This window comes from Psychrobacter glacincola, from assembly GCF_965118485.1.
Taxonomy (GTDB): Bacteria; Pseudomonadota; Gammaproteobacteria; order Pseudomonadales; family Moraxellaceae; genus Psychrobacter; species Psychrobacter glacincola_D.
Window position 1 is genome coordinate 1 of record NZ_CBCPJH010000031.1, and the last position, 24449, is coordinate 24449.

22 protein-coding genes and 1 pseudogene are annotated in these 24449 nt (G+C 41.3%); 13 read left to right on the top strand and 10 right to left on the bottom strand.

All coding sequences use genetic code 11. The features are described from left to right. Positions 1-183: 183 nt before the first annotated feature. Complete coding sequence (locus tag ACMHKH_RS11265; protein ID WP_413520736.1) at positions 184-393, bottom strand: hypothetical protein; 210 nt, start codon at positions 391-393, stop codon at positions 184-186. A gap of 873 nt (positions 394-1266) precedes the next feature. Here ACMHKH_RS11265 and ACMHKH_RS11270 point away from each other — a divergent pair. Next, a complete protein-coding gene (locus tag ACMHKH_RS11270) occupies positions 1267-2208 on the top strand; it encodes a lantibiotic ABC transporter permease (RefSeq protein WP_413520737.1) in 942 nt (313 codons plus the stop codon). A gap of 301 nt (positions 2209-2509) precedes the next feature. Here ACMHKH_RS11270 and ACMHKH_RS11275 read toward each other — a convergent pair whose 3' ends face one another. After that, positions 2510-2983 carry a winged helix-turn-helix transcriptional regulator gene (locus ACMHKH_RS11275; RefSeq protein ID WP_413520738.1) on the bottom strand — a complete coding sequence of 158 codons (474 nt, stop codon included), beginning with the start codon at positions 2981-2983 and terminating at the stop codon, positions 2510-2512. A 102-nt stretch (positions 2984-3085) separates the two neighbouring features. Here ACMHKH_RS11275 and ACMHKH_RS11280 point away from each other — a divergent pair, with 102 nt between their 5' ends. From ACMHKH_RS11280 to ACMHKH_RS11295, 4 genes are all read left to right on the top strand, one after another. Beyond that, entirely contained in the window at positions 3086-3814 is a 729-nt protein-coding gene (locus tag ACMHKH_RS11280) for an SDR family oxidoreductase (RefSeq protein WP_413520739.1), read from the top strand. A 58-nt stretch (positions 3815-3872) separates the two neighbouring features. Continuing rightward, entirely contained in the window at positions 3873-4466 is a 594-nt protein-coding gene (locus ACMHKH_RS11285) for a 2-hydroxychromene-2-carboxylate isomerase (protein ID WP_413520740.1), read from the top strand. A 241-nt stretch (positions 4467-4707) separates the two neighbouring features. Continuing rightward, the gene (locus tag ACMHKH_RS11290; protein ID WP_413520741.1) at positions 4708-5664 is read left to right on the top strand and encodes an alpha/beta fold hydrolase; all 957 of its coding nucleotides are present in this window, start codon (positions 4708-4710) and stop codon (positions 5662-5664) included. Positions 5665-6143: 479 nt separating this feature from the next. After that, complete coding sequence (locus ACMHKH_RS11295) at positions 6144-7823, top strand: FAD-dependent monooxygenase (RefSeq protein WP_413520742.1); 1680 nt, start codon at positions 6144-6146, stop codon at positions 7821-7823. A 421-nt stretch (positions 7824-8244) separates the two neighbouring features. On the opposite strand, the gene map is transcribed toward ACMHKH_RS11295, so the two are convergent. Continuing rightward, positions 8245-9018 (bottom strand): type I methionyl aminopeptidase, encoded by a 774-nt coding sequence (gene map, locus ACMHKH_RS11300; RefSeq protein ID WP_413520743.1) that lies wholly within the window; start codon positions 9016-9018, stop codon positions 8245-8247. Beyond that, entirely contained in the window at positions 9011-9217 is a 207-nt protein-coding gene (locus ACMHKH_RS11305; protein WP_413520744.1) for a ParD-like family protein, read from the bottom strand. The genes map and ACMHKH_RS11305 overlap by 8 nt, the downstream gene beginning before the upstream one ends. Positions 9218-9498: 281 nt before the next feature. On the opposite strand from ACMHKH_RS11305, the gene ACMHKH_RS11310 reads away from it, so the two are divergent. After that, complete coding sequence (locus tag ACMHKH_RS11310) at positions 9499-9975, top strand: CinA family protein (protein ID WP_413520745.1); 477 nt, start codon at positions 9499-9501, stop codon at positions 9973-9975. A 227-nt stretch (positions 9976-10202) separates the two neighbouring features. On the opposite strand, the gene ACMHKH_RS11315 is transcribed toward ACMHKH_RS11310, so the two are convergent. After that, positions 10203-11021 carry an IS3 family transposase gene (locus ACMHKH_RS11315; RefSeq protein ID WP_413520746.1) on the bottom strand — a complete coding sequence of 273 codons (819 nt, stop codon included), beginning with the start codon at positions 11019-11021 and terminating at the stop codon, positions 10203-10205. Positions 11022-11293: 272 nt separating this feature from the next. Here ACMHKH_RS11315 and tauA point away from each other — a divergent pair, with 272 nt between their 5' ends. From tauA to tauD, 4 genes are all read left to right on the top strand, one after another. Continuing rightward, positions 11294-12310 (top strand): taurine ABC transporter substrate-binding protein, encoded by a 1017-nt coding sequence (gene tauA, locus ACMHKH_RS11320; protein ID WP_413520763.1) that lies wholly within the window; start codon positions 11294-11296, stop codon positions 12308-12310. A 38-nt stretch (positions 12311-12348) separates the two neighbouring features. Further along, on the top strand, positions 12349-13110 hold the full coding sequence (locus ACMHKH_RS11325; protein WP_413520747.1) for a taurine ABC transporter ATP-binding protein: 762 nt from the start codon (positions 12349-12351) through the stop codon (positions 13108-13110). Between the two features lie 126 nt (positions 13111-13236). Continuing rightward, positions 13237-14025 carry a taurine ABC transporter permease TauC gene (gene tauC / locus ACMHKH_RS11330; protein WP_413520764.1) on the top strand — a complete coding sequence of 263 codons (789 nt, stop codon included), beginning with the start codon at positions 13237-13239 and terminating at the stop codon, positions 14023-14025. A 40-nt stretch (positions 14026-14065) separates the two neighbouring features. Further along, positions 14066-14935, top strand: a complete 870-nt coding sequence (gene tauD, locus ACMHKH_RS11335; RefSeq protein ID WP_413520748.1) for a taurine dioxygenase — start codon at positions 14066-14068, stop codon at positions 14933-14935. Positions 14936-15606: 671 nt separating this feature from the next. Here tauD and ACMHKH_RS11340 read toward each other — a convergent pair. The 5 genes and pseudogenes from ACMHKH_RS11340 to ACMHKH_RS11360 form a co-directional block, all read right to left on the bottom strand. Next, the gene (locus ACMHKH_RS11340) at positions 15607-17190 is read right to left on the bottom strand and encodes a Fic family protein (RefSeq protein ID WP_413520749.1); all 1584 of its coding nucleotides are present in this window, start codon (positions 17188-17190) and stop codon (positions 15607-15609) included. A 422-nt stretch (positions 17191-17612) separates the two neighbouring features. Next, positions 17613-18761 (bottom strand): catalase family protein, encoded by a 1149-nt coding sequence (locus tag ACMHKH_RS11345; RefSeq protein ID WP_413520750.1) that lies wholly within the window; start codon positions 18759-18761, stop codon positions 17613-17615. A 152-nt stretch (positions 18762-18913) separates the two neighbouring features. Next, the gene (locus ACMHKH_RS11350; RefSeq protein ID WP_413520751.1) at positions 18914-19096 is read right to left on the bottom strand and encodes a hypothetical protein; all 183 of its coding nucleotides are present in this window, start codon (positions 19094-19096) and stop codon (positions 18914-18916) included. A 30-nt stretch (positions 19097-19126) separates the two neighbouring features. Beyond that, positions 19127-20359 (bottom strand): annotated as a pseudogene (locus ACMHKH_RS11355) (IS3 family transposase). A gap of 62 nt (positions 20360-20421) precedes the next feature. Further along, a complete protein-coding gene (locus ACMHKH_RS11360) occupies positions 20422-21402 on the bottom strand; it encodes a GlxA family transcriptional regulator (protein WP_413520752.1) in 981 nt (326 codons plus the stop codon). 108 nt (positions 21403-21510) lie between these two features. Here ACMHKH_RS11360 and ACMHKH_RS11365 point away from each other — a divergent pair, with 108 nt between their 5' ends. The 3 genes from ACMHKH_RS11365 (at position 21511) to ACMHKH_RS11375 (ending at position 24233) form a co-directional block, all read left to right on the top strand. Then, positions 21511-22059 carry a cysteine hydrolase family protein gene (locus ACMHKH_RS11365; RefSeq protein ID WP_413520753.1) on the top strand — a complete coding sequence of 183 codons (549 nt, stop codon included), beginning with the start codon at positions 21511-21513 and terminating at the stop codon, positions 22057-22059. A gap of 93 nt (positions 22060-22152) precedes the next feature. Then, positions 22153-23067, top strand: coding sequence for an MBL fold metallo-hydrolase (locus ACMHKH_RS11370; protein WP_413520754.1), 915 nt, complete (start codon positions 22153-22155; stop codon positions 23065-23067). 98 nt (positions 23068-23165) lie between these two features. Continuing rightward, entirely contained in the window at positions 23166-24233 is a 1068-nt protein-coding gene (locus tag ACMHKH_RS11375; RefSeq protein WP_413520755.1) for an LLM class flavin-dependent oxidoreductase, read from the top strand. Positions 24234-24449 lie beyond the last annotated feature (216 nt).

Genomic DNA, 24449 nt, shown 5'->3' on the forward strand with positions numbered 1-24449 from the left:
AACGTCCTATTAAAGACTATTTAGACTATTTAGACTATTAAGACTATTAAGGTCGAGTATTAACCAAGGGGCTTCTCCCCTGGTTAATATTGATTAAAAATTAGCCCTCTGTATCAGTAGATACGAGGGATGTAGCTAATTTAAATTAAAATCTAGACTAAAGTATGTTTCCTAGAGCTTGCTTCAAGCACGTTTTTTCTTTTCTATCTTATCAAACCAAGCATTTTGATATTCATCTGCTATATCTTTGAATGAGACATGTATTCCTTCCTCATCGACTTCTGAATACCAACATTCGTCATTGATGCCTGTCATCAATTCAAAATATCTTTCATTAATGAAATTTCCAACAGTATATATATGGCCTGCTGTATAAAAAGCGTTACCACTCATACATATTAGCTCATCCCCAGTTTTTATCACGCTGTTATCCTTTAGTTTTCTATCTAAAGCATACCTAAGCTAATTATTCTGCTAATACATAGCAAAGCCGAATAATTTTTCAATAATCATCCAGATTAAATCTATATAAGGGAGATTTTAGGTATTATTTAGGAGGTAAGATTAGCAGATTCTAGCGAATCGAAATTAGGCTTACTAGAATAATAACGATTATCATCTACGATATAATAATCGATTTCTGTTTGTTTTTGGTAAAATTTGTAAAATAAGTTTGCGAAATATTTATTATTAACAAAGATTGAGGTGCTAGAGAATAATATCCTTATCATTGCTTGGGCTTGGTTGTTTTATTTCCACTCGCTGCGGTTGCTGTTTTACTTCAAGTTGTGGAAGTATGAGTTTGCCACTCATAACGTCAGGGATCCTATTCTCTAACATCTGTAAGACTAAGACCATGCCAGATTCTGTGGAAGTATTGATGTGATGTAAATAGCAGTTACACAGTTTTTAAGAAAGCTTCTTTATTAAATAGGAACTTGTCTATAAAAAATATTGAGCAGGTATCGGTCCGTTTTTCAGTTATCGGCTTTATGACTATTTTCATTTTTTATAATGTAATGGATACAACTAATTGCTTGTTTGATGCTGATGATAGCTTGTGAGAGTTTTCAGCAGCATCAAACAAACACTATTCAAAATGCTTCGATCCGCAATAATTATAGCTCGGTGTGCTATACAGGCATCGATGTAGTAGATATATGAGACACCTCGGAATTTTCATACTCTTTAAGATTGTTGGATATCAAACAATCCCAGCGTGGTTCAGCATATGTATCAAAAAAACATTTTTTATTAGGAAAGGCCATGCTTCTTAGTTTTATTGCGCGCCATAGCACATTAATTATGCCAGTTTGTGTAATTGTGGGCTTTGTTTTTCCAAACTTATCCAATGCAGTATTGGTATATTTACCCCAAATATTGTTCTTCTTGATGTTTTTTACTTTACTAGGCATTGACCAATATGCACTTTTAAAGCGTATAGCGACAAGCTATGTATGGGTTTTTGCCTTGTTACAAAGCGGGGGCATGAGTCTAGCTTTAATAGTAATTGCTTATGCACTCGGTGTACGTGGCGATTGGCTATTGGCGATTGCAGGTCTTGGTGCCACTGCCCCATTGTTCGGTAGTGGTGCGTTGGTCAATGCAGTGGGGTTTGATGCACAACTGGCGACGGCAAAAACTATCGCTGCTACGCTCGTTATGCCATGTACATTATTAGGCGTATTGTGGCTATTAGGCGATGACAATGCACATATAGACGTTGGCATATATGTCAATCGCTTGTTAGTTTATATTGTTATGCCAATAGTGCCAGCTGTGGCGGTGCGTCGGTTCGTTTCACCGCCTATTTTGTCGCGTTATTATCCCAAAATTGCACAGTTTAATATTTTACTGCTGATGTTATTTCCACTGGGACTGATGGCAGGGTTTCGTACCACGTTTAACCATAATCCGTGGCAAGCGTTGTTATTACTAGTGCTAAGTTCGGTATTGGCATTGGTGTTTTATTTTATGGCTTATATAATATATCGACGTTTTGGCGATGAAAACGCCATTGTCGCTGCACTGGTGTGTGGTGGACGCAATGTATTACTTGCTTACACCATAACTGTACCTTTTATGGGTGCGGTGTTTTTACCGTTATTGGGTGCTTTTCAATTACCAGCATTTTGCTTACCCTTACTGGGCAAATATATGGCAAAACGCCATACAACTCGACCTAGGGATTTAAAATCAGGTTTCTGAACCGCCCTGATTATTGATAGATGAGTTATCGTTTAGAGGATTTATTTTTTGGGTATACCTAAATGGAACCAGTGAAAACTGACTTCTGACATCCAACGTCATAAACTCTGTTGTGGGAACATGATCGGTGCGCTATACAGGTATCGAACTGCTAGTGTTAGATAAGGATTTAATGATTATAGAATTGTCAGAATAGCTCATTACTCTCCATGGTCTCAATTCTGTATTGGTTCATAGGTAAGTGCTGGTTCGAAGTGTGTGGCGATTTCCTTGGCTTACATTTTTTAACAGAACCCTCTCTTCATATACCAAACTCATCCCTACCTATCCAATCAGGTCCTATTTCAACCTCAATATCCCGTGCATTAATTGGTTCATGGCATTCTGAACATACCGTTACGGGATGCATTATTTGGCCACATTCTTTATGCCTATGTAGCAACGGCGCACCACGTTCATCAGCCATGTGTTTGTCTCCCCAACTGACCAATGCCAAAACGATTGGATGCAAATCTAAACCACGCTCTGTCAATCGGTATTCCTCACGCAGTGGTTGCTGTTGATAGGCTACTTTTTTCAGAACGTCATATTCAACCAGCTTACGAAGCCTGTCAGACAAGACATGACGTGTGATGCCTAAGCGTTGCTCAAATATATCAAAACGTCTGACACCTAAAAAACAGTCACGTAAAATCATTAGCGTCCAACGATCACCAATGACTGCCAAAGTGCGAGCTACTGAGCAAGGCTGTTTATCAAGTTCATCCCAGCGCATATGTTACCTCCTACATGTATGAGTAATAGATTAGCTTGACAGACTCTGAAAAGGAAGCTATATTTTTGTTAGTTCTAAAAAGGAACCTATAAGGAAATAGACATGTATAGAGCACCCGTAGCAGTTGTAATTGGCGCAGGCGATGCCACCGGCAGCGCTGTTGCGAGACGTTTTGCAAGAGAAGGTTTTACCTTATGCGTGACCAGAAGGAGTGTCGACAAACTTAGCTCGCTAGTCAGTGATATTGAAGCCGCTGGTGGCATAGCAAAGCCATTTGGTTGTGATGCGCGTGTAGAGCAAGAGATGGTTGAGCTGTTTACCCATATTGAACAAGACATTGGGCCGATTGAAGTGGTGGTATTTAACATTGGTGCGAACGTTCATTTTTCCATTGTAGACACCACAGAAAGAGTCTACCGAAAAGTATGGGAAATGGCAGCGTTGTCTGGATTTCTCACAGGTAGAGAGGCGGCAAAAGCAATGCTTCCCCGTGGAAAGGGCACGATTATTTTCACTGGCGCGACGGCTTCTTTGCGAGGTAGTAAAGGTTTTTCTGCCTTTGCTGGTGCTAAATTTGCTTTACGTGCTTTGACGCAAAGCATGGCTCGAGAGTTAGGGCCAAAAGGTATACATGTGGCTCATCCTATTATTGATGGCGCCATTGATACCGCCTTTATTCGTGACAACTTTCCTGAGCGTTATGCGCTTAAAGATCAAGACGGGATCTTAAATCCAGAGCATATCGCTGAGCAGTATTGGCAATTACATTGTCAACCGCGTGATAGCTGGACGCATGAGCTTGATCTACGCCCATGGCTAGAGACCTTTTAGTAAATTTCCAGAAATCTTTTAAAAACTTTCTAATATATTTTGTCAGGAGTACTTTGAGATGAGTAAAAAAGTAGAGTTTTTCTTTGATGTAGGCAGCCCAGCCAGTTATTTGGCATGGACACAATTAGAGAGTATGGCACAACGCACCAACGCTAAAATCATTTGGCGACCTATGCTGCTTGGTGCTGTTTTTCAAGCCACTGGTAATGCGTCACCAGCTGCGGTTCCTGCTAAAGGCCCTTATATGTTGAAAGATCTTCAGCGTTTTTCAAATATTTATGGGGTGCCGTTTAACTTCAATCCATTTTTCCCGTTGAATACGATGCATTTAATGAGAGGTGCGACCGCTTACTTGGAAGAACCTGAGTTCCAGACTTATTTAGCAGCCATTTTTAACGCTTTATGGTCTGAAAAGCTAAACATGGAGTCACCCGAGGTTGTGGCTGAAGTTTTGACTAAAGCAGGCATTGACGTGACTGATTTTATGGCACGTATTAGTGAGACTGAGGTTAAGGAGCGTTTGAAAGATACCACTGAAGAAGCTGTGGCGCGAGGTGTTTTTGGTGCGCCTAGTTTCTTCGTGAACGGTGAGATGTTTTTTGGTCAAGATCGCTTAAGTTTCGTTGAGACTGCTTTAAAAGAGTGGTCTTAACTAGCAACGGTATAGCATGAGTTGAGAGCGTTTAGACTGTGCTCTTTCCTAATGATGACAAAGACCATTACTGTACTATCTCTATCACAAAACTGCTGCCACGCATTAGCAATGATTTATCACTCTTCAGCCACCCTATTTTCGGATTTAAATATTACTGACTCATCGCAAATCATAGTCAATCTTTGCTAATGAAGTGGATCAATAAAAACAAAGAAAAAAGAAATATTAAGGTATATTTATGGACGACACGATCTCATCATCTTTTGAGAACCTAAAGCCACAAGGCGATATTATAGAAGCAACTACTGGCGCTGATATCAAGACAGAGATAGAAACTTATCCACTGAGCATCATGACCGATCGCAGTCAAGCGCTGGCAGCAACCGTGTATCGTCCTAAAAGTGTGGTAAAAAAAGCGATTATGATGGCACCTGCAACAGGTATTAAACGTCAGTTTTATCATCACTTTGCCATCTACTTAGCAGAACATGGCTTTGGTGTCCTAACCTATGATAATGAAGGTATTGGCGACTCGCTTACTACCGATCTGGCAAAATCTGACGCATCATTGATAAGCTGGGGACGCCATGATATGCCAGCCGTGCTCGATGCCTTGCAAGATGAGTTTGCCGACGCTTCTTATCATTTGATTGGTCATAGCGCAGGCGGTCAACTGATTGGCTTAATGCCGAATTATGAGTCTATCGCCTCAGTATTTAATGTCGCTTGTTCATCAGGTCGCATTAAAAACATGAGGATGTCCCATAAGCTTAAAGCTAAGTTTTTTATGGACTTATTTATTCCCCTAAACAACCTCATGTTAGGTTATACCGCTTCAGACAAAGTGGGCATGGGTGAGCCTTTACCTAAGCATGTCGCTCGTCAATGGCGCGAGTGGTGCAATGGCGCAGGTTATATCAAAACGGCGTTTGGTAAAAGTGTACACACGCATTTTTATGACGACATTGCCATGAAAGCACTATGGTTAGGCTTTAGCGATGACGACATTGCCAACAGCAAAAACATGGATGACATGATACGAGTGTTCAGTCAGATGCCAGTAGAGAAATGCTTTTTTGATCCTAAAGAATTTGGTCTTGATAACATAGGCCATATGCTTTATTTCAGCCGTAGAACAAATACAAAAGCACCTGAGTTATGGCAGATGGCTGTTGACTGGCTTAAGGCCGCTTAAGTGTTATCTTCCTTTGCTAAGCGTGGTGGCAACTTCAAATAACCTACCATTTAAGATAGCTGCCCTATTATTTAATCGCTGTTAAATAGTTGGTGGTGTTTTAAAAAGTATGCTGGCGATAAAAGTCAATAAGAAACCTATGCTACGTTCTCTGATCCTACAGGGCTTTCAAGGCTTCAAGAATTGTTTAAATTTTAATCAGCATACTTTTTAAAACAGCATCAATACTTTTTATTCATAACCAATAATGCAACTGCTACCAGACCTAGAATGATTTATAGTTCCAACTTGTCTTCTGTTTGCAACCTATCCGCTAGATTAACCAGTACTTCCTGAATATAGGGTAGAAGAATTTGTCGTTGATGGCGCTGGCCTATAGCAGATATAGTAAATGCTATTAAGCGCTTTTGATGCTTTGGCAGTAATAAGTGATCATTAGCACCTCAATCTTTTAAAAATGACGTTCTTAGGTAAAAATTATGAATCAAAATAATACGGACTTTGATACCGATGTCATTATCATTGGCGGAGGTCCTGTAGGCTTGACCACAGCTTGCGCATTAGCGCATCATGGCGTTTCATTTCGACTGTTTGAGCAGCATCACAAACCCAAACCCCATTCACGTGCTAATAATCTGTGGGCACGGCCGCAAGAGCTGCTCGACAGTATCGGTATTCGTGATGCTTTGGCTAAAAAGGCTTATAAAATCAAGCGGGTGAACACACTTTTAAACGGACGACCGACCGATCCCGTTGAGGTCTCAGAAGTATCAAGCCCTTACAGCGAAGTGCTTTATAGTGGACAAGATGTAATAGAAAAAACGCTAAGTGAGCAGATAGAAAGCAAAGGCTATCAGGTTGAGCGTGGTCGTAAGCTTATCGACTTTACTCAAGATGAGCATGGCGTTACCGTAACCTTAGCAACCCTATCGGAGGATGGTGAAGAGAAAGATATACCGCATGAACATCTCAAATGCCGTTACTTGATCGGTGCAGATGGCAGTGATGGCTTTGTCCGTCAAGCCCTAGATCTGGATTTTGAGCCTGAATATCTACCTAATCGTATGAACCGACAAGTTGATGCTAAACTCGAATGGCGTCGCTCAACGGATGCCGATCAGCTTTGGTTTTTTTACTACGAAAAAGGCTTCTGTGGTGTCCTGCCTGTTTGGGGCGGCTATCACCGTCTATTCTTTTTAGCCGATGACACAGGTATACCTGACCGTGACCCAACGCTCGAGGAGATGCAGAGCATTGCACGTGAAGTTACTGAAGATTCTACCTTGACGTTAAGTGACCCTATATGGTTAACCCACAGCCGATTTAGCCATGGTGTTTCATCGCACTATACAAAGGAGCGTGTCATTATGGTGGGCGACGCAGGTCATGTGGCGCTACCGATTGGCGGACAGGGTATGAATGCAGGTTTGCATGATGCGGTTGGCATAGCTTGGCGTCTAGCCATGGTGCTAAACGATAGTGCTGAGCCTGTGATACTTGAATCTTATGACACGGAGCGCTGTGGCGAGCACCAAAGGCTTGATGAGCAACAGCTACAAGGCTTTAAAAACGTGGTTTACCGTGGGCGTGTTAAAGACACTGCAATGGATGTTGCTGCTCGTTTTATACCGAATATTGGTGCGCTGATCCAAGGGACAGATGATTTGCAGCAATTGTCAGTGGCGTATCCTGATAGTCCCTTAAACGAAGATCATCTGGGCGGTATTCTTAATCCGCTAAAAGGCAATCCACCACGCTCAGGCGACCGCGCACCTGATGCAACTGTGATAGCTACCGATGGTTCATCTACTAGCTTGTTTGATCATATTTATAACCCTAATGGACAGAGCTGGGGTTGGTCGTTGCTTGTTTTTGATGGCAGACAAGCTGATATCTTGCCAAAACTAAACGATGCCATTGACAAGGTTCAAAGCTGGCCTTGGATTCATCCTAGATTGATACTTGGCGCAGCCTTGCCTGATAAAAAAGGTCCTATAGCATTGTCTGATCTTGACGATGTCGCACATAACGCCTATGGCTTACAAAACACGGCAGCACTGATATTAGTAAGACCTGATGGTCACATCGCTTTTGGTAGCTCAATAGATGATGCTGATAAGTTGGAAGCGTATTGCAGTCGCCTATTTAAAAAGCCTTAGGCCAGTAAGTAACTATTGATTTATTTTTTATTGCAAGCAGTGCGCGCACCTAGCTTGCATATGTCGATAAACAAAACAGTAGTAGGTTTCATATAGTCACGTAACTGGTGCGGTAATAATAACCATGCTCAATGAGTGACTGTTATGAATAATGTAGTTTGTCATGGTATACGTGTAGCTAACCAATCAGGTGCTCTCACTGGTTTGGTTCCCTAGTGAGGACTTGAATCTTAAGGTGTGAGCTATACACACTAGTAGATAGAGCGTTAAAATTGCGACAGTGTACTTTGTGGTGTACACAAGGTTATTATTTTGAGGATAGTTATAGAGGTATGCTCAACTTTGGACTATGATCGCATAAAATATTAAAAAAAGGCGCTTCTCGTTGATAGAAGCGCCTTATCAGATAACCTTTCAAATATTAAATAGTTTCATCATCTCGAAGAGTGAGAACCTCGTAACCATCAGATGTGACAGCTATCGTATGCTCCCACTGCGCAGATAACTTTTTATCGTTGGTGATTACTGTCCAGCCATCTTTTTTGACCTTAACTTTAGCCTTACCTTGGTTGATCATGGGTTCAATGGTGAATGTCATACCTTCTTGTAGGACTAAGCCTTTTCCTTGATGTCCATAATGCAGAACTTGCGGTTCTTCATGCATTTCGCGCCCAATACCGTGACCACAATATTCTCGCACTACAGAATAGCCTTGCTGCTCAGCATAACTTTGAATAGCATGACCAACATCACCTAGCGTTGCTCCAGGTTTCACTGCTCGTATTCCTTCCCACATGGCTTTATAGGTCTTATCAACCAAGCGTTTTGCGAGGGGTAACACCTCACCTATCAAATACATTTTGCTAGAATCAGCGATAAAATCACCTTGTTCTAGAGTAATATCCACATTCACAATATCGCCTGATTTGAGTATTTGATTTTCTGAAGGAATACCATGACAGACCACATTATTCACTGAAGCATTTAATGCATACTGGTAACCATATTGACCCTTACTGGCTGGGCGTGCGCCTAGCTGATCGACAATATAGCGTTCAGCAAGATCGTTAATCTCCATCGTAGAGATACCGACTGTGATTTTTTCGTCGAGATAATCAAAGACAGAGGCTAGAAGTCTTCCAGAATCGCGCATGACTTCCAATTCTGCTGCATTTTTAAGTATCACCTTATCCATCTATAAGGTTCCCTACATTGATATCAGCTTGTCTCATTTGCTCATTGATAATTTGGTTGTAAGACATATTGGGATTGGATTCAGCAAGCATTCCTATCTTCATCCAATATTCAGCTTGTGCGTTGATGGAGCGCACCATGACTGAGCTTGCTTTACGAATTTCTTCGTGCAGATCATCATCAATTTTAACAATACCCATAAAAAACCTTGATATACGAAACGTATATGAATCGTATATCTATTTTTATATGGTTGCAAGAATTAGTGAGTGAATATAGTGGAATAATTTTTTATTAATTATTAGGGTATGCCCTAATTTAACCAGATTACAGCAACTAAACTGTTACCCGTTCTGCCTTTGCTAATGCGGACCTAATTAAAAAATAACTGTTACGCAAATTCATCACGACATGAATTGAGTTTTTAATAGGAAAGTACTGTAATAATCGTGATTGTTCTGATATTAGTATGGAGGACGGTGTGACTAATAGCTGTGCAAAGTTGTTGGCAGATAAGCAATTAACCATAGTTTTTATTGAAAGTGCGACCGCTGGCTATCTAGCGCATTGCTTTTCTATGAGTCCTTATTCAGGCGATATATTAATGGGTGGCTTGGTATGTTACGACGTTGCGATAAAAAAGAACGTGTTAAACATATCAAGCCAATTAATTGCTGAGCGTACGCCTGAATCACTAGAGGTAACAAAAGAACTGGTTAATAAGTCTAAGACAATGTTTGATGCCGACTTATATGTCGCTTGTACAGGTTTATTAAAGCCTGGAGGCTCTGAAACGGAGGAGAAGCCTGTCGGTACGTTTTTTTATTGCATTGGTTATAAAGATGAGCTTTATGATTTTCGTAGCATCTGTCAAGGCGCGCCTGAGCAAAAACTACGCAGCATCAATAGTCTTATTTGTAAGAGCATTATTGAGGTAGTAAACCGCCATACTGACTAATTTACAATCTTATTATTTAAAGCTTTAGCCCATCCTCTTGAAAGATGGCAACGATTGCATTCTTCATTTGGCGCTGAAATACATTCGACATAACCACAATGCATACAAGCATAGAGATGACCATTTTTTATGGTTTTCGTTGCCTGAAATTCTTTAGGAAAAATAGGTAGCCCATACTGTGTGACCTCTGCCGTCAAATCCGTACAGTTAAACTTGGGAGATTTTGATTACGCAGCCTGACGATAATAATCAAACCACACCTGTCTTGGCGTTTTATAGCCCAAGCCCTTTTGAATTCTTGTTTGGTTGTAGTACAACTCGATATATCTAATGATATCGGTAATGGCGGCGAATCTGGTCTTATAGTCCTGATGATATATCAACTCATTCTTTAATACGCCCCAGAAGCTCTCTATAGGTGCGTTATCAAAGCAGTTACCTTTAGCGCTCATTGAGCCTGCAAACTGATGCTGCTTGATGATCTTATGGTAGGCATAACTACAATACTGGCTGCCTCTGTCAGAGTGAACGACTAGCCCTTTACTGGGTCGTTTGTTCTTGATGGCCATGTTCAATGCTTTGCATACTAGATCTGCTGTCATGCGCTTATTGATAGCATAGCCGACCAGCTCTTTAGTGTATAAGTCTTTAACGCCTGCTAAATACAGCCAACCCTCACTTGTCCAGATATAGGTGATGTCACTGACCCAAGACTCATTAGGACGCTTAGCATCAAATTGCTGATCCAGAACGTTTGGATAGACCAGCTTATTATGATTAGAGTCTGTCGTAATTTTAAAACGCTTGTGGCGACGGCATTTAATGTTATGTTCCTCTTTAATGCTTCTAACCATGTATAGGCTAATGTCATGGCCTTGCTCGGTGAGCGTTGCATGCAAACGTTCATAACCATAACGTTCTTTACTTTCACTGTGAGCGGCTTTAACGAGTAGCTCGCAATGGTTGCGATGTATCTGCTGCTCGCTGATATTGCGACTCAGCCAGTCGTAGTAACTTGAATGCTTAATCTTGACCCCTGCCGTCAAATCCGTATAAACAAACTTGGGAGATTTTAGTTACACAGCCTGATGATAATAGTCAAACTATGCTTGGCTTTGTGATCTATACCTAAACCTATTCGTGCTTATATAGAAACCTTATCTAGTCAAATAAGGACTTTGTTAATAAGTAGAATTAATTTCATTAAATCTAACGAATTACGCATACTGCCTACTATTGATAATAGAACATCTGACAATCAGAGGCAGCCATGATTAAAAAAAATAAATTTTTTACAGCGAGTGTAGTTTTAGGTGTTATGAGTATTGGCGGTAGCTATGCATATACTCAAGCAAACTCTAGTTCCAGTAAAAATAGTGAACAAAAAACAATAAATGTAGGTAAACGTGCTGGCTCAGACGATGTTTCAGCAGTTAATATCGCCTATCAAACAGGAATTGACCCATCTAAAGTAGCACAAGCTGATAGTACTTATGAAAAAGTCACAACTCGCGATATCAACTGGCGTAAATTTGATACAGGTGCTGATGTCATAGCAGCGATTAGTTCCGGCAGTATAGATATTGGCAACATTGGTTCAAGTCCACTTGCAGCTGCAACAACCAAAAATGTGCCAATAGAGGTATTTTTAGTGACTAGCGAAATTGGTGCGGCTGAAAGTTTAGTTGCAAAAAATAGTAGCAATATTAAATCACCACAAGATTTAATCGGTAAGAAAGTCGCAGTACCTTTTGTATCGACCACACATTTTAGCCTGCTTGCGGCGTTGAAACATTGGAAGATAGATGCGTCCCAAGTGGATATCATCAATTTGCGCCCCCCTGAAATCAGTGCAGCGTGGGAACGTGGCGATATTGATGCTACTTATGTTTGGGAGCCTACTCTGAGCAAGGCTAGCAGCAGTGGACATGTATTGGCCAGCTCAAAACAAGTAGCCGAATGGGGAAGCCCGACCTATGATCTGTGGGTGGTACGCAAAGATTTCGCTAAACAAAATCCTGAATTTTTAAAGCAGTTCGTTAAAATCAGTACAGATGCTACCGGTAAATACAGTCAAGATCCAAAAGCCTTTGTCTCTAACCAATCAAACTTGCAAAAAATTGCCCAAATAACTGGTTCTAAACCGACTGATGTTGCCCATTTATTAGCAGGTAATCATTATCTAACTCCCAATGAACAGATAACGTTATTACAAAAACCTTTCGCAGATAATATTCGACAAACTGCCGAATTCTTAAAAACACAAGGCACAATTGAAAAAGTTCTACCAAACTATGGCGCGTTTGTGACTAATAAATATCTAACCACTAACTAAAAATAAATCTAATCAATCATCGATATGAGCATAAAAACATGAGTGGCTTAGCTATTAACAACTTAACAGTACAGTATCCAAACGCTACCTTGGCGCTGGATAATTTGAACTTGGTACTGCCAGAACAAAGCTTTTGTGTGGTATTAGGTGCATCAGGCTGTGGTAAAAGTACGCTTTTAAACACCATCGCAGGCTTCGTTTCTGCTACCAGTGGCAGCGTCAGCTTTGATAGTCAGACCATTACTAAACCAGGAATAGATAGAGCGGTGGTATTTCAAGACCATGCGTTATTTCCTTGGCTAAATGTAGCAGAAAACATTAGTTTTGCTGGTAAGTTAGCAGGAATTAAGCCTGAAGATTGTGAAAAAAACACGCAAAAAATATTGCAATGGGTTGGTCTTGATAATATCCCTAATCACTCTGTTTGGGAATTATCGGGCGGTATGCAACAACGTGTTGGGATTGCCCGAGTACTGGCATCGAAAGCAAAAATGTTGTTGCTCGATGAGCCTTTTGCTGCCCTCGATGCTTTCATGCGTGAATCCATGCAAGAGTTATTATTAACGATTTGGCAAGAAAGCCAACGCCAAATATTACTAATTTCACATGATATCGAAGAAGCTTTGTTTTTAGCAACTGATTTAGTGGTCATGGGGAATGGAAAAATCCTACACCACTATCAACCGAAATTTAATGAGCACTGGCAACAAGGGCATAGTACTCGTGAAATTAAGTCAGATAGCGAGTTTATTGTGTGGCGAGAACGCTTGTTTAATCAAATTGTCGCCTGTCGTGCTTAACTTATTTTTTATAAAGCTTTAATTTTAAGGAAATAAAAAAGGAATTTTTACATGTCCAATCCAATGATTCAGACACCCGATGGTACGAGTAAACGAGTATTAGCTAGCCATTTTAGTACGCAATTTATGATACAAAAAAAACTATTTACACGACATCATAGTCTGTTGTGGGGCGCAATTAGTATTCTAATAACAGGCGCGATTTGGTGGGCTGTGACGACATTGGGAGCTGTACCAAGCCTTTATTTACCCGCTCCAGATATTGTATGGAAGCAACTTCTAAAAGTAGCCACAGAGGGCTATATGTCAGCAAATTTATGGCAGCATACCTTTGCTAGCCTTGGGCGAGTATTGATTGCCCTATTTGCAGCTATTTTGATAGGCGTCCCGATTGGTATCCTAATGGGAACCAATCGTACTATAAAAGCAATATTTGACCCTTTGTTAGAATTCTATCGTCCTATACCGCCATTAGCTTATTTACCTTTATTAGTCATTTGGCTAGGTATTGGTGAAGTTACCAAAATTACATTAATTTTCTTAGCGATTTTAGCTCCTATTATTATCTCAACTTTACAAGGTATCTCAACAGTGAGTAAAAGCAGACAATTTGCTGCACTTTCACTAGGCGCTACTCGCTCACAACTGTTGTGGCACGTTACATTACCATCAGCATTACCGCATATATTGATCGGTATTCGTATTGGTCTTGGTGTGGGTTGGTCAACGCTAGTAGCCGCTGAACTCATCGCTGCAACTAAAGGGCTAGGTTTTATGATTCAATCTGCCGCCCAGTTTCTAGCAACTGATATTGTGATATTGGGGATTATGATGATTGCCATAATCGCCTTTGTGTTAGAGATGGTGCTGCGTAAAATACAGACAAACTTAGCACCCTGGTATGGTAAATATTAAATAACACAAAAATTATAAACTTATGCTTATAGAGGTATTTATGAACACACAAGCTACTTTATCCTCTCAAAAAGACTCGCTATCGATTAAGCAATTATCACCAAATATTGGTGCGGTGGTGCAAGGTATTGATTTTACGCAGCCGTTAGCCAACCATGAGATAAAACTGCTTGAACAAGCATTACTAACTCACCAAGTGCTATTTTTTCGTAATCAAGTTATTAATCCTAAACAGCAAGCAGTGTTCGCTCGGCAATTTGGCACACTGCATATCCATCCAATTTATCCACAAGCGGAGAATCAACCGGAAATTGTTATATTAGATAACCTAGAAACTGACTTACGCGATAATGCAATTTGGCATACTGATGTAACTTTTATCGAAACGCCACCCTTGGGTAGTGTGTTAGCCGCTAAAAAAGTACCAGAATTCGGGGGAGATACCCTTTGGTCAAGCAGCTATGCAGCCTTTGAAGCATTATCGCCCTTTTTTCAAACGTTATTAGAAGGGTTAACGGCAACTCATAATATTATCCAGTCTTTTCCCAGAGAGCGTTTTGGTCATACACCTGAAGCTTTACAAAAATGGCAACAAGCTCAAATTGATAATCCTTGCGTCATACATCCGGTTATTCGGACGCATCCTGTTACTGGAAAAAGGCTGATCTTCATCAATGAAGGATTTACTACGAAAATTAACGAATTGACTGACAGTGAGAGTAAAGCAGTTTTATCTTTTCTATTTCAGCATATTGCTCAGCCTGAGTTTACGATAAGATGGCATTGGAAAGCAGATGATATTGCGTTTTGGGACAATCGAGCAACGCAGCATTACGCTACCAATGACTATAGTAGCAACACTCATCGTGTTATGCACCGTGCCACTATTAATGGTGATAAACCTTTTTAATCCTGAGATAATTCATTGACGTAATAAATCGGCTATTTATGATATAAATAGAAATTTAGTACATAACCTTATCAGATCGTAAACACATCAAACAACTCACCCAAGAGCTTTTGACCCCTGCTGTCAAATCCGTACAGTTAAACTTGGTAGATTTAGTTATGCAGCTTAACGATAATAGTCAAACCATACCTGTCTTAGCGATCTATACCCCAGCGGAATTACCTAAAAAAGCTCTTTAATTAATAGACCACTTAAAATAGACTGGTTTAGTGGGACTACTTATAACAGACTGCTGCGCTAGTTATGTTTATTAGAGTATCAACCCAAGAGCAAGATGCAAACGCGCCAAAAATGAGCTCATAGCATTTGCTCAAGAGCATAAGCATAAAGTTGCTGCGTTTTATATAGAAAATAAATCAGGTGCAACGCTAGTACTTACAAAGCTAATAACCATAATAGCTACAGAAGCGAAGTAACATTCAAATACTCAAAATTATTTTGAGCGTCTGTATTAAGTGGTTTATTAGCCTAGTTAGAGTTAAGAAAAATATTGATTACTTTTTAAGATAGGGTATATCAGCCGAAAATTTTATAGTCAAATTATTACAACGATGATATTTATACCAGCTTGATTATCAAAGGAGACCTCCCTGCGTATAGCAGGGTTTGCTCTACCTCTTCAAATCATCTGTCTCATCTTTAAAGGTCTCCACAACGACAGAGAAAATGTCATCCCAAACCGCCTCATTTGCCAAAAACGGATAATCCTTAAGTAGCTTATTACTTTTAGCGCCTTTATTTTGTAGCATGCTGCGAATGATTCTATCGGCATAGCTATTGGGCATCTCAATAATCTCTTTTATCGCCAGTCGTGCATGGTCATGTTGTCTTAGGTACTGTGACTCGTTATGCATCTCGTTTTCAATAACATGAGCAATCAGTCCTGATAAGTACTGAACGTGAGGCGTCAGATCCATAAAACGCCATGCCGGTTGAATAAGATGACTGTCCTCAAAATTTAAGTTTGAGCGAATACCATCAGGGTAAGTAACCGCCTGTTTGTCAAAACTATAATGGTCACGAATTTGCTTCATGAGCGGCACAGATACACGGTCTAAAATCTTATCATAGGCATGACGGTCTGAGGGATGTTCGGCAATGGCTTGTGATATAGGTAGGATAATAGGCTCATGAATGACTTGGTCTCGTCTGAGGACATCGTTAATTAAGAAGCGATGTATGCGACCATTACCATCAGCCAGCGGATGAATATATACAAAAGCAAAGGAAGCAACCGCACTACGTATCAGTGCCGATTGTCCCTCGGTCTTTTTCATAAATGCCTGTAACCCTGCTAACTTATCAACAATGTCATCGGCAGGTGGAGCGATATAGTGCACAATCTCTTTAAAGCCATTGACCTGAGTATGCGACACAAAAACTGGCGATTGACGGATGCCATACTGCTGAATGACCGTTTTACTCCCCAATATCTCTTGTTGTAATTCTGCCAGCGATTCAGGATCAAGCGGAATGTCGCCTTTGCCGGTGCGCCGTACCATCACATCGGCAAAACGTTCAATACGTTTTAACTCTTTCCCTTCTCCCTCTATGGTAAAGCTGGCTTTACTCTCTCGTAATGTCATCCATACGGAGGCACGCATCAGTAAGTCTTGCCCAAATTCATCGTTCAGCTTGTCAACCATTGTGGCAATATCGAGTGCTGCCGCTTGCGTAAACGACTCCGTTTTCACCAGCATTGGACAGAAATGACGGGTTCCTGCTAGATTGTCATTGATACGCCAGCGAGCGTTCTTGATAACCTGCGTAGGGCTTGAAGTAACCTGCTTCTTAGCATCTAAAGCGTCCACATAGTTACCGCCTAAATTGCTCGGTACTGCTAACTGCTGATCCATGAGCCATTCATACAAGAAAGCCATTCTACGGGCATAGCTGCCTGTGGGCTCAGCGTTTACCCATGCTTGTACGTCATCCCCACCTATCCGCTCAAACAGACGTACCAGTAATTCTAAACTCAGTACTTCATGTCGCATGTGAAACTGTAAGTGAGCAATGATAGTGTCCAGTGGACGCGCCGTTTCCTGATAAGCGTTATGGATAACATTACCCTCTTTATAGGTTTGCCGCCGCCCACCGATACTACTGCTGACATATAAAGGAGAAACCAGATCGATGCGTGCATGACGGATAAGCCATGCTGCGCCAATAGGGTCTGAGTTGTGGTTATTCATCATGAGTGGCTCAAGCGATTATAGATAAGCCATTTTGCAGAAAAGCGATTATGAATTCAACATAATGGTTATTATTAAGCCTTACTGCATTAAATCGATTTTAATATGACGTTGTGATGCCTTTAGATAAAAATCAAAAGGCATGTTAAGTGGACATAATGGATCGAAATTGAATGTGCCACTAAAGATGACTTTCATCCTCTCCCATTGGTAATTTCGTCTTGTCATGGTGGTTGAGCTCAGTTTGCTAAATATAGAATTAGTATAGCTTATCCTAAAATAACCATACTAATTTATGACATGCCCTAGTAAAATTCAGCGATAAAAAATCGGTCTATAAAAGACCGATTTTTTTGGTTCATTATTTGATGCCATTATAACCATCATAACGTGTTCAGACTCTAGTCCTTAAAAGCATCTAACGCTTAAAAGAACGATTTATCGAAAGTCTGCTTTAAGCTCTTAGGTTCTTGGCGTTTGACATCATTGAGTCTATGACGAGTCTCCGATGCGATCTGATAAGCTTTTAGGCGCGACTGTTGTAGATTACCAATAGGGCGATTTTCTACTAAGCAGCGAAACGGTGTAAAGGACAAGTTTTCCATAATATCAAAATTGCCATCATCTGGCACATCTTGACAAGGAATCGTCAATGTTGCGACCGTCACAAAAGGCGCGTCAGACTCTTTCCATTCAGTGGTAATCTCTTCAATGGGTTGCTTTTTAAGATTGCGGCAAAGCTGAATCTGGACGTCAAATTGATAATCATGCTCACGTATCTCTTCTACGATTAATGGACGGATCGCTTCTTGTGTTGCGTTAACATCTAAATCACGGCGAGTTATCTTCTTGGTAGATGCTGCTGTTGGCGTAACTCTTATTTTAGCCATATAATCGCCATGACGCACCACACCTTGCGAATGAAAATCATATAACAATGTATTTTTGGGTTCAATCGTCGTAAAACCACCGAGCGCTTTAAACGTTTTAAATGATTCTTTGCTTGGTAGTCTTGAGCCATAATTGGTTAGCCAGTTAAATGCCAGTTTCGCTTTGCCTCTCGCACCTTTTTCAGCATAATCTGGCAGCTCTAAAAAAAGCTTAGAGATATAGGCATAATCTTCGATTCTATTACAGAAAAACACCGGATGATTGATCAAGTTAAAATCAAAAGTTGTACTATCCTCTTCACCTGGTACTAGTTTTTTACCCGGTACGTCAAAAACTTTGATCGCCAATCCTTGCGCTAAACCCAATTTACGGTCAGGCGAAACGCGTGAGGCGCCATTAGAGAAACGAATCACGGCATCATGAATGCCTGATTGGGCATACAGACCTTGTGCATATTCTTTTGGGATATTATCCAAAATTTCAAACTTAGCTTTGAGTGCGCAGTAACCTTTGGCATGGGCATCGCGCGTATGGTAATTGACATCGCTAACCTTATCGCTACGAGTGATATAACTTTTTATATCGTCAGTGATAGTACGAATGTTGTTCTCATCTTCTGCCGTAAGTTTTATATATTCTGGGTTATAGGGGACATACTTAGTTTTAAAGATTTTTTTTAACATGTTTTTTCCTATTTATTGTAATAGTTGGGGTGTTGAAATGGTTAAATAGCAACGAGAAAGATAAAAAGCTATAACTTTTTATCTAAATGGCGAACAATTGTAAGATATAAATAAGTAATAAAATGTACTAAACCTGTAGGATTATTATCCTATTACGACAGCTCGCTAATCCATTTTAGTGCTGACAAACTTGGAATAAATAAGTATTCACCACCATATAAGGTATTAAAGGTTTCGATGCCATGATAGCGCTGACGAATAGGGTCAGCAGGCACAGTAAAAGTATCAGCGTCGCTGTCTTTATCACCATGATGCAAGCTGACCCCTGCCGTCAAATCCGTACAGTTAAACTTGGGAGATTTTAGTTACGCAGCCTGACGATAATAATCAAACCACATCTGTCTTGGCGATTTATAGCCTAAACTCTTTTGAATTCTAGTTTGGTTGTAATACAGCTCAATATATCCAATGATATCACTGATGGCTGCAAACCTTGTTTTATAGTCTTGGTGATATACCAGCTCATTCTTCAATATGCCCCAGAAGCTTTCTATTGGTGCATTGTCATAGCAATTACCTTTGCCACTCATTGAGCCTGTAAACAGATGCTGTTTGATGATCTTGTGGTAGGCATGGCTACAGTACTGACTGCCTCTGTCTGAATGTACAATCAGCCCTTGGCTTGGCCCTTTATTTTTGATTGCCATATTGAGTGCACGGCATACTAAATCTGCTGTTATGCGTTTATTGATAGCGTAGCCGACAAGCTCTTTAGTGTATAAATCTTTGACCCCTGCTAAGTACAGCCAGCCCTCATGTGTCCAGATATAAGTAATGTCACTGACCCAAGACTCATTGGGACGCTTGGCATCAAACTTCTGATCCAACACGTTTGGATAAACCATTTTATTATGGTTTGAGTTCGTGGTGACCTTAAAGCGTTTGTGGCGACGGCATTTGATGCCATGTTCTTCTTTGATACTTCTAACCATGTATAAGCTAATATCAAACCCTTGCTCGGTTAGCTTTGCATGCAGTCGATCAACACCGTAGCGCTCACGAGTTTCACTGTGAGCGGCTTTAACCAATAGTTCACAATGGTTGCGATGTATCTGTTGGTCGCTAATATCACGATTTATCCAGTCATAATAGCTTGAGGGTTTAACCTTTAGTACACGGCACATGCTACTGATGCGAAAGAGTTGCTGATTGTCTTTAATAAAGGCGTACCTTACTAACTGTCACTGCAAGCATAGCCCTTCGACTTGCGTCACTAAAATAGTCTCCCAGACTGTTTCTTAACGTTCCTCATTGGCGAAGTACGCCGTCGCCTTTTTTAATATCTCTCGTTCCTCCTCGGCAACTTTAAGTTGTCGCTTGAGGCAATTATTCTCTTCTAGTACGGCTATAAGCTGTGGATCATATTGCTCTGTGCCGACTAGCTTGCCTTGGTTGGCTTTGTTCTGCCAGTTGGATAAGGTTTGCATGGCGATACCGAGCTGCTTTGCGGTAGCTGAAATATTACCCTTATTGTCTGCTATTTTCTTGACGGCTTCGGCTTTGAATTCTGTACTATAAGTTCTGATCTTCTTGGTCATGGTAAAATCCGGTTATTGTGCTTAGTTTACCAAGTTTATCTCTACGGTTTCTTCAGCATAGCTCATTCTTTATTCGTATTGAATCTCCGCCGATACTCACTTGGTGTCAAACCAACAATGCGCTTAAATATTTTACGAAACGCACTGACATCGCTATAACCCACCTTCCATGCAATTTGCTCAACAGGCGTTAAAGAGAACTGTAGAAAATCTTTTGCTTCTCCGATGCGTAATCGTTGACCGTATTCTGTTGATGTCATGCCTGTCGCCTTATGAAAACGACGCAGAAAAGTGCGTTCCTCTAACTGCGCACAATTGGCTAGTGTGGACAAATCAATATCCTGCGCCTCTGTTTTTTGCAGCCAATGCTGTACCTTTAATATGGCAGTATCACCATGCGTGAGGTTGGGTGAGAAGGCACTGTAATAACATTGTTCACGCCTTGAGGGATCAATCAACAATGCACGAGCGGTCTCATTCATCACCTGTGAGCCAAGAAAACGATCAACCATCCTAAGCCCTAAATCCGTCCAAGCCATCGCGCCACCAGCGGTCACAATATCACCGTCTTCGATAATAATGCGATCGACATCAAGCTCCACATCAGGAAAACGGCTTTTAAAGCTCTCTGCATAACCCCAATGCGTGGTTGCCTTGCGCTTGGATAGTAGCCCTGTTTCACCCAGTAAAAAAGCACCAGCACAAACGGATGACAATATCACACCTGTCGAGTGCAACTCTTTCAGCCATTCCAGCCAAGGCGCTGCTGCTTGCTTTGCAATCAGTGCTTCTAACGTTGGCGGGATAATGACGGCTGCTAATTGTCCAACACTATCGGGATCGCTAGAAAAAGTGCAAATAGGATGCAAATCAGAGTCTTTAACCTCCCAGTGACTGACCTGTAAAGGCAGTTCGGTTGTATCTTGACGTTTGGCGGCAATCTTACTGGCAACCACTAATAAATCAGTCAGCCCAAGGACAGCCGCCATTTGAGCCTTCTCATAAACGACCAAGCCGATTTCAATCTTATTTTTTTCATTCATGTGTCGTTATTAACCTCTAATGTGTCGATGTAGCCACTCGTTAGTGTAGCACAGTGCTTGTAAAATATACGTCTATACATTCACTTCCATAAACAAAGAGGCACTATCATGAACTCACAAGCACTTATCGTTGTAGACATCCAAAATGAGTATTTCGCGCAAGGTAAGTTATCACTCGTCGGTATTAACGAAGCCGCTGATAATGCAGCTTTGGTGATTGAGTCTGCTAGAGAAAAAGGCCATACCGTCATTCATGTTCGTCATGAAATGCCTTCTGCTGATGCACCAATCTTTACGCCTGGTAGCGATGGTGTAGCAATCAATGAAAAGGTAAAACCTGTAGAGGGTGAAGCCGTCGTTGTGAAGCATTATCCCAATTCATTCCGAGAGACTTCTCTTAAAGAGTTGCTTGATGAAAAAGGAATTAAAGACGTGACCGTGATTGGCGCTATGAGCCACATGTGTGTGGATGCCACCGTTCGTGCTGCAGTGGACTTTGGTTATACAACCACTACGGTTCATGATGCCTGTGCCACGCTTGATCTTGAATTTAATGGTACGACCGTACCCGCCGCTCAGGCTCATGCCACCATCATGGCAGCGATTGAGTTTCTGTATGGCGAAGTGATTGATACCCAAACGTGGATTGCACGTTAATCCAGAGTTGTTAATCAAATTATGATTTAGTCATCAAACAGACTCTTAAACCCTATTCCCATTAAGAAGAATTTCCTCAATAAGGTAGCTATTATGAATATAGTAAAATCGCTGACTGGCACCACACTGTTAAGTGGCGTGATGTTGTTAACGGCATGTACCACCTTTGCTAGTCCAGCAGCAAATTCTAACGCGGTAAAACAGACGGCTGCCAATACCGTTCAATTTCAGCAAATCCGTAATGCCACGATTAAGCTTGATTATGCTGGCACCACGTTTTTAGTGGATCCGATGCTAGCGGCTAAAAACGCTTATCCAGGGTTTGAAGGCACAGTCAATAGCGAAATCCGTTATCCAATGGTAGATTTGCCGATGTCTGTTGCAGAGGTACTTAAGGCGGATGCCATTATTTTAACGCATCTCCATGCTGACCATTGGGATGATGCCGCACGTAACCTTGTGCCTCGTGACATGCCAATTTTTACCCAAGATGCAGCCGATGCGGCAACCGTGCGTAAAGATGGTTTTACTGATGTCAGAGTATTGACTGAGCAAGGTGTTGTGTTTAAAGGTACTAGAATCAACAAAACCATCGGACAGCACGGTACTGATGCAATGTACAAAATACCAGCCCTTGCCGAAGGACTTGGTAAGACGATGGGTATTGTATTCCAGAAGTCAGGCTATAAGACCGTTTATGTAGCAGGGGATACCATTTGGGATAAGGAAGTAGAGAATGCGCTTACTCGCTACAAACCTGATGCGGTCGTCCTCAATACAGGTTATGCGAAGATGACTGGTTTTGTCGATGATTCTATCATTATGGGCAAAGACGATGTATACCGTGCGTATAAATTCTCTCCTAATGCTCAGATAATTAATGTGCACATGGATACGGTCAATCATGCCACGCTAACGAAAGCAGAGCTGCGCCGCTTTATCGAGGAAAAACATCTGGATAAACAACGTGTGCTTGTTCCTAATGATGGGCAGTACTACAAATTCTAGAATTGGTTTTAGATAAGTCGTTTTTCAATTCTTCTTTGTATGGCAATACCCAAAGTGTGTTGCCATACATCATCAATACGGTATAACTGAGATCGTTTATGAATATTCCAAATAATTCTGGCAACGCCCCTTTTGTTCTTTCGGTGCTCGACAATGCCTTCACGGGTGTTGGTCACACGATAGAGGACACCTTTCAGGAGATGATTGCTCTTGCAAAACTGGCAGATAGTAGAGGCTTTGAGCGCTTTTGGATGTCTGAACATCATGCCATGCCGGGTGCTGCGGTTCCTTCTCCGCAGATGATGGTTGCTCGGCTGACTGGTGAAACCAAGCGCATTAGGCTTGGTGCAGGCGGTATCATGCTACCGAATCATGTGCCTTTGGTCGTTGCTGAGCAATTTGGTATGCTCGATGCGCTAGCGCCAGGACGAATCGATTTGGGTTTGGGAAGGGCGCCAGGTACCGATGGCGCAACGGCGTCAGCTTTGCGTCGTCATCACGCGGCGAACGATGAGTTTCCTCAGCAAGTCGCAGAATTGTTGGGCTTTTTAGAAAACAGCTTCCCAAAAGACCATCCTTATAATGAGATTCATGCGGTGCCAGGCCCATGGCAGGCTGAGCAAAACCGAGTGCCGCCATCGAAGACTACCACTGATGTTTGGATTCTAGGTTCATCGACTTATTCACCCCATATGGCAGCACAGCTTGGCAGACCCTATGCGTTCGCTCTACAGTTTGGCAGTGCTGATGTCTTAAATGCGATACGCATTTACCGAGAGAATTTCCGTCCATCACAATTCCTAGCCAAGCCATACAGTTTGGTCAGCATTGGCGCGATTGCGAATGAAGATCCGATAGAAGCTCGTCGCCAGTCAACTTCGTCTGCCATGGCAATGTTAAGAATGTTCCAGCGTAAGCCTTTTACCCTACTTCCTCCAGATGAAGTCGCCGCTTTTCAAGGTAACACGCAAGAGCGTCAGATTATTGAGCAGTATACCAATCAAACTTTACATGGCACTGCTGCCGAGGTGGCAGAAGATTTAGAGCGTCTTCAGAAACAGACAGGTGTCGATGAGATAATGCTGGTTGTTCAGGGTTATTCGCGACGCGCCCAATCACGTACTGTTGAGCTAATCGCAGATCACTATGGTATGCCGAGTAATTAGATCCTGTTGAGACTAGCGATATTAAAAGCTTAGCAAAGAGCTTGATACCTAACCATTAGGCTTGTTGTTAGGTATCAAGCAGTATTCCTTATTCCCACAACGGGGCTTATGGTAAATAAAAATAATGACCAAAAGCTCACTGCATGTACATAACGAAGTATATTGAGACTATTTTAGGGAGTAAAGCCATTGATATCATTAACCTTCGCTAAGTAC

Coding starts and splice junctions, on each gene's coding strand:
- ACMHKH_RS11265 (WP_413520736.1), bottom strand. CDS start 393: ATGAGTGGTAACGCTTTTTATACAGCAGGCCATATATATACTGTTGGA.
- ACMHKH_RS11270 (WP_413520737.1), top strand. CDS start 1,267: ATGCTTCTTAGTTTTATTGCGCGCCATAGCACATTAATTATGCCAGTT.
- ACMHKH_RS11275 (WP_413520738.1), bottom strand. CDS start 2,983: ATGCGCTGGGATGAACTTGATAAACAGCCTTGCTCAGTAGCTCGCACT.
- ACMHKH_RS11280 (WP_413520739.1), top strand. CDS start 3,086: ATGTATAGAGCACCCGTAGCAGTTGTAATTGGCGCAGGCGATGCCACC.
- ACMHKH_RS11285 (WP_413520740.1), top strand. CDS start 3,873: ATGAGTAAAAAAGTAGAGTTTTTCTTTGATGTAGGCAGCCCAGCCAGT.
- ACMHKH_RS11290 (WP_413520741.1), top strand. CDS start 4,708: ATGGACGACACGATCTCATCATCTTTTGAGAACCTAAAGCCACAAGGC.
- ACMHKH_RS11295 (WP_413520742.1), top strand. CDS start 6,144: ATGAATCAAAATAATACGGACTTTGATACCGATGTCATTATCATTGGC.
- map (WP_413520743.1), bottom strand. CDS start 9,018: ATGGATAAGGTGATACTTAAAAATGCAGCAGAATTGGAAGTCATGCGC.
- ACMHKH_RS11305 (WP_413520744.1), bottom strand. CDS start 9,217: ATGGGTATTGTTAAAATTGATGATGATCTGCACGAAGAAATTCGTAAA.
- tauA (WP_413520763.1), top strand. CDS start 11,294: ATGAGTATTGGCGGTAGCTATGCATATACTCAAGCAAACTCTAGTTCC.
- ACMHKH_RS11325 (WP_413520747.1), top strand. CDS start 12,349: ATGAGTGGCTTAGCTATTAACAACTTAACAGTACAGTATCCAAACGCT.
- tauC (WP_413520764.1), top strand. CDS start 13,237: ATGATACAAAAAAAACTATTTACACGACATCATAGTCTGTTGTGGGGC.
- tauD (WP_413520748.1), top strand. CDS start 14,066: ATGAACACACAAGCTACTTTATCCTCTCAAAAAGACTCGCTATCGATT.
- ACMHKH_RS11340 (WP_413520749.1), bottom strand. CDS start 17,190: ATGATGAATAACCACAACTCAGACCCTATTGGCGCAGCATGGCTTATC.
- ACMHKH_RS11345 (WP_413520750.1), bottom strand. CDS start 18,761: ATGTTAAAAAAAATCTTTAAAACTAAGTATGTCCCCTATAACCCAGAA.
- ACMHKH_RS11360 (WP_413520752.1), bottom strand. CDS start 21,402: ATGAATGAAAAAAATAAGATTGAAATCGGCTTGGTCGTTTATGAGAAG.
- ACMHKH_RS11365 (WP_413520753.1), top strand. CDS start 21,511: ATGAACTCACAAGCACTTATCGTTGTAGACATCCAAAATGAGTATTTC.
- ACMHKH_RS11370 (WP_413520754.1), top strand. CDS start 22,153: ATGAATATAGTAAAATCGCTGACTGGCACCACACTGTTAAGTGGCGTG.
- ACMHKH_RS11375 (WP_413520755.1), top strand. CDS start 23,166: ATGAATATTCCAAATAATTCTGGCAACGCCCCTTTTGTTCTTTCGGTG.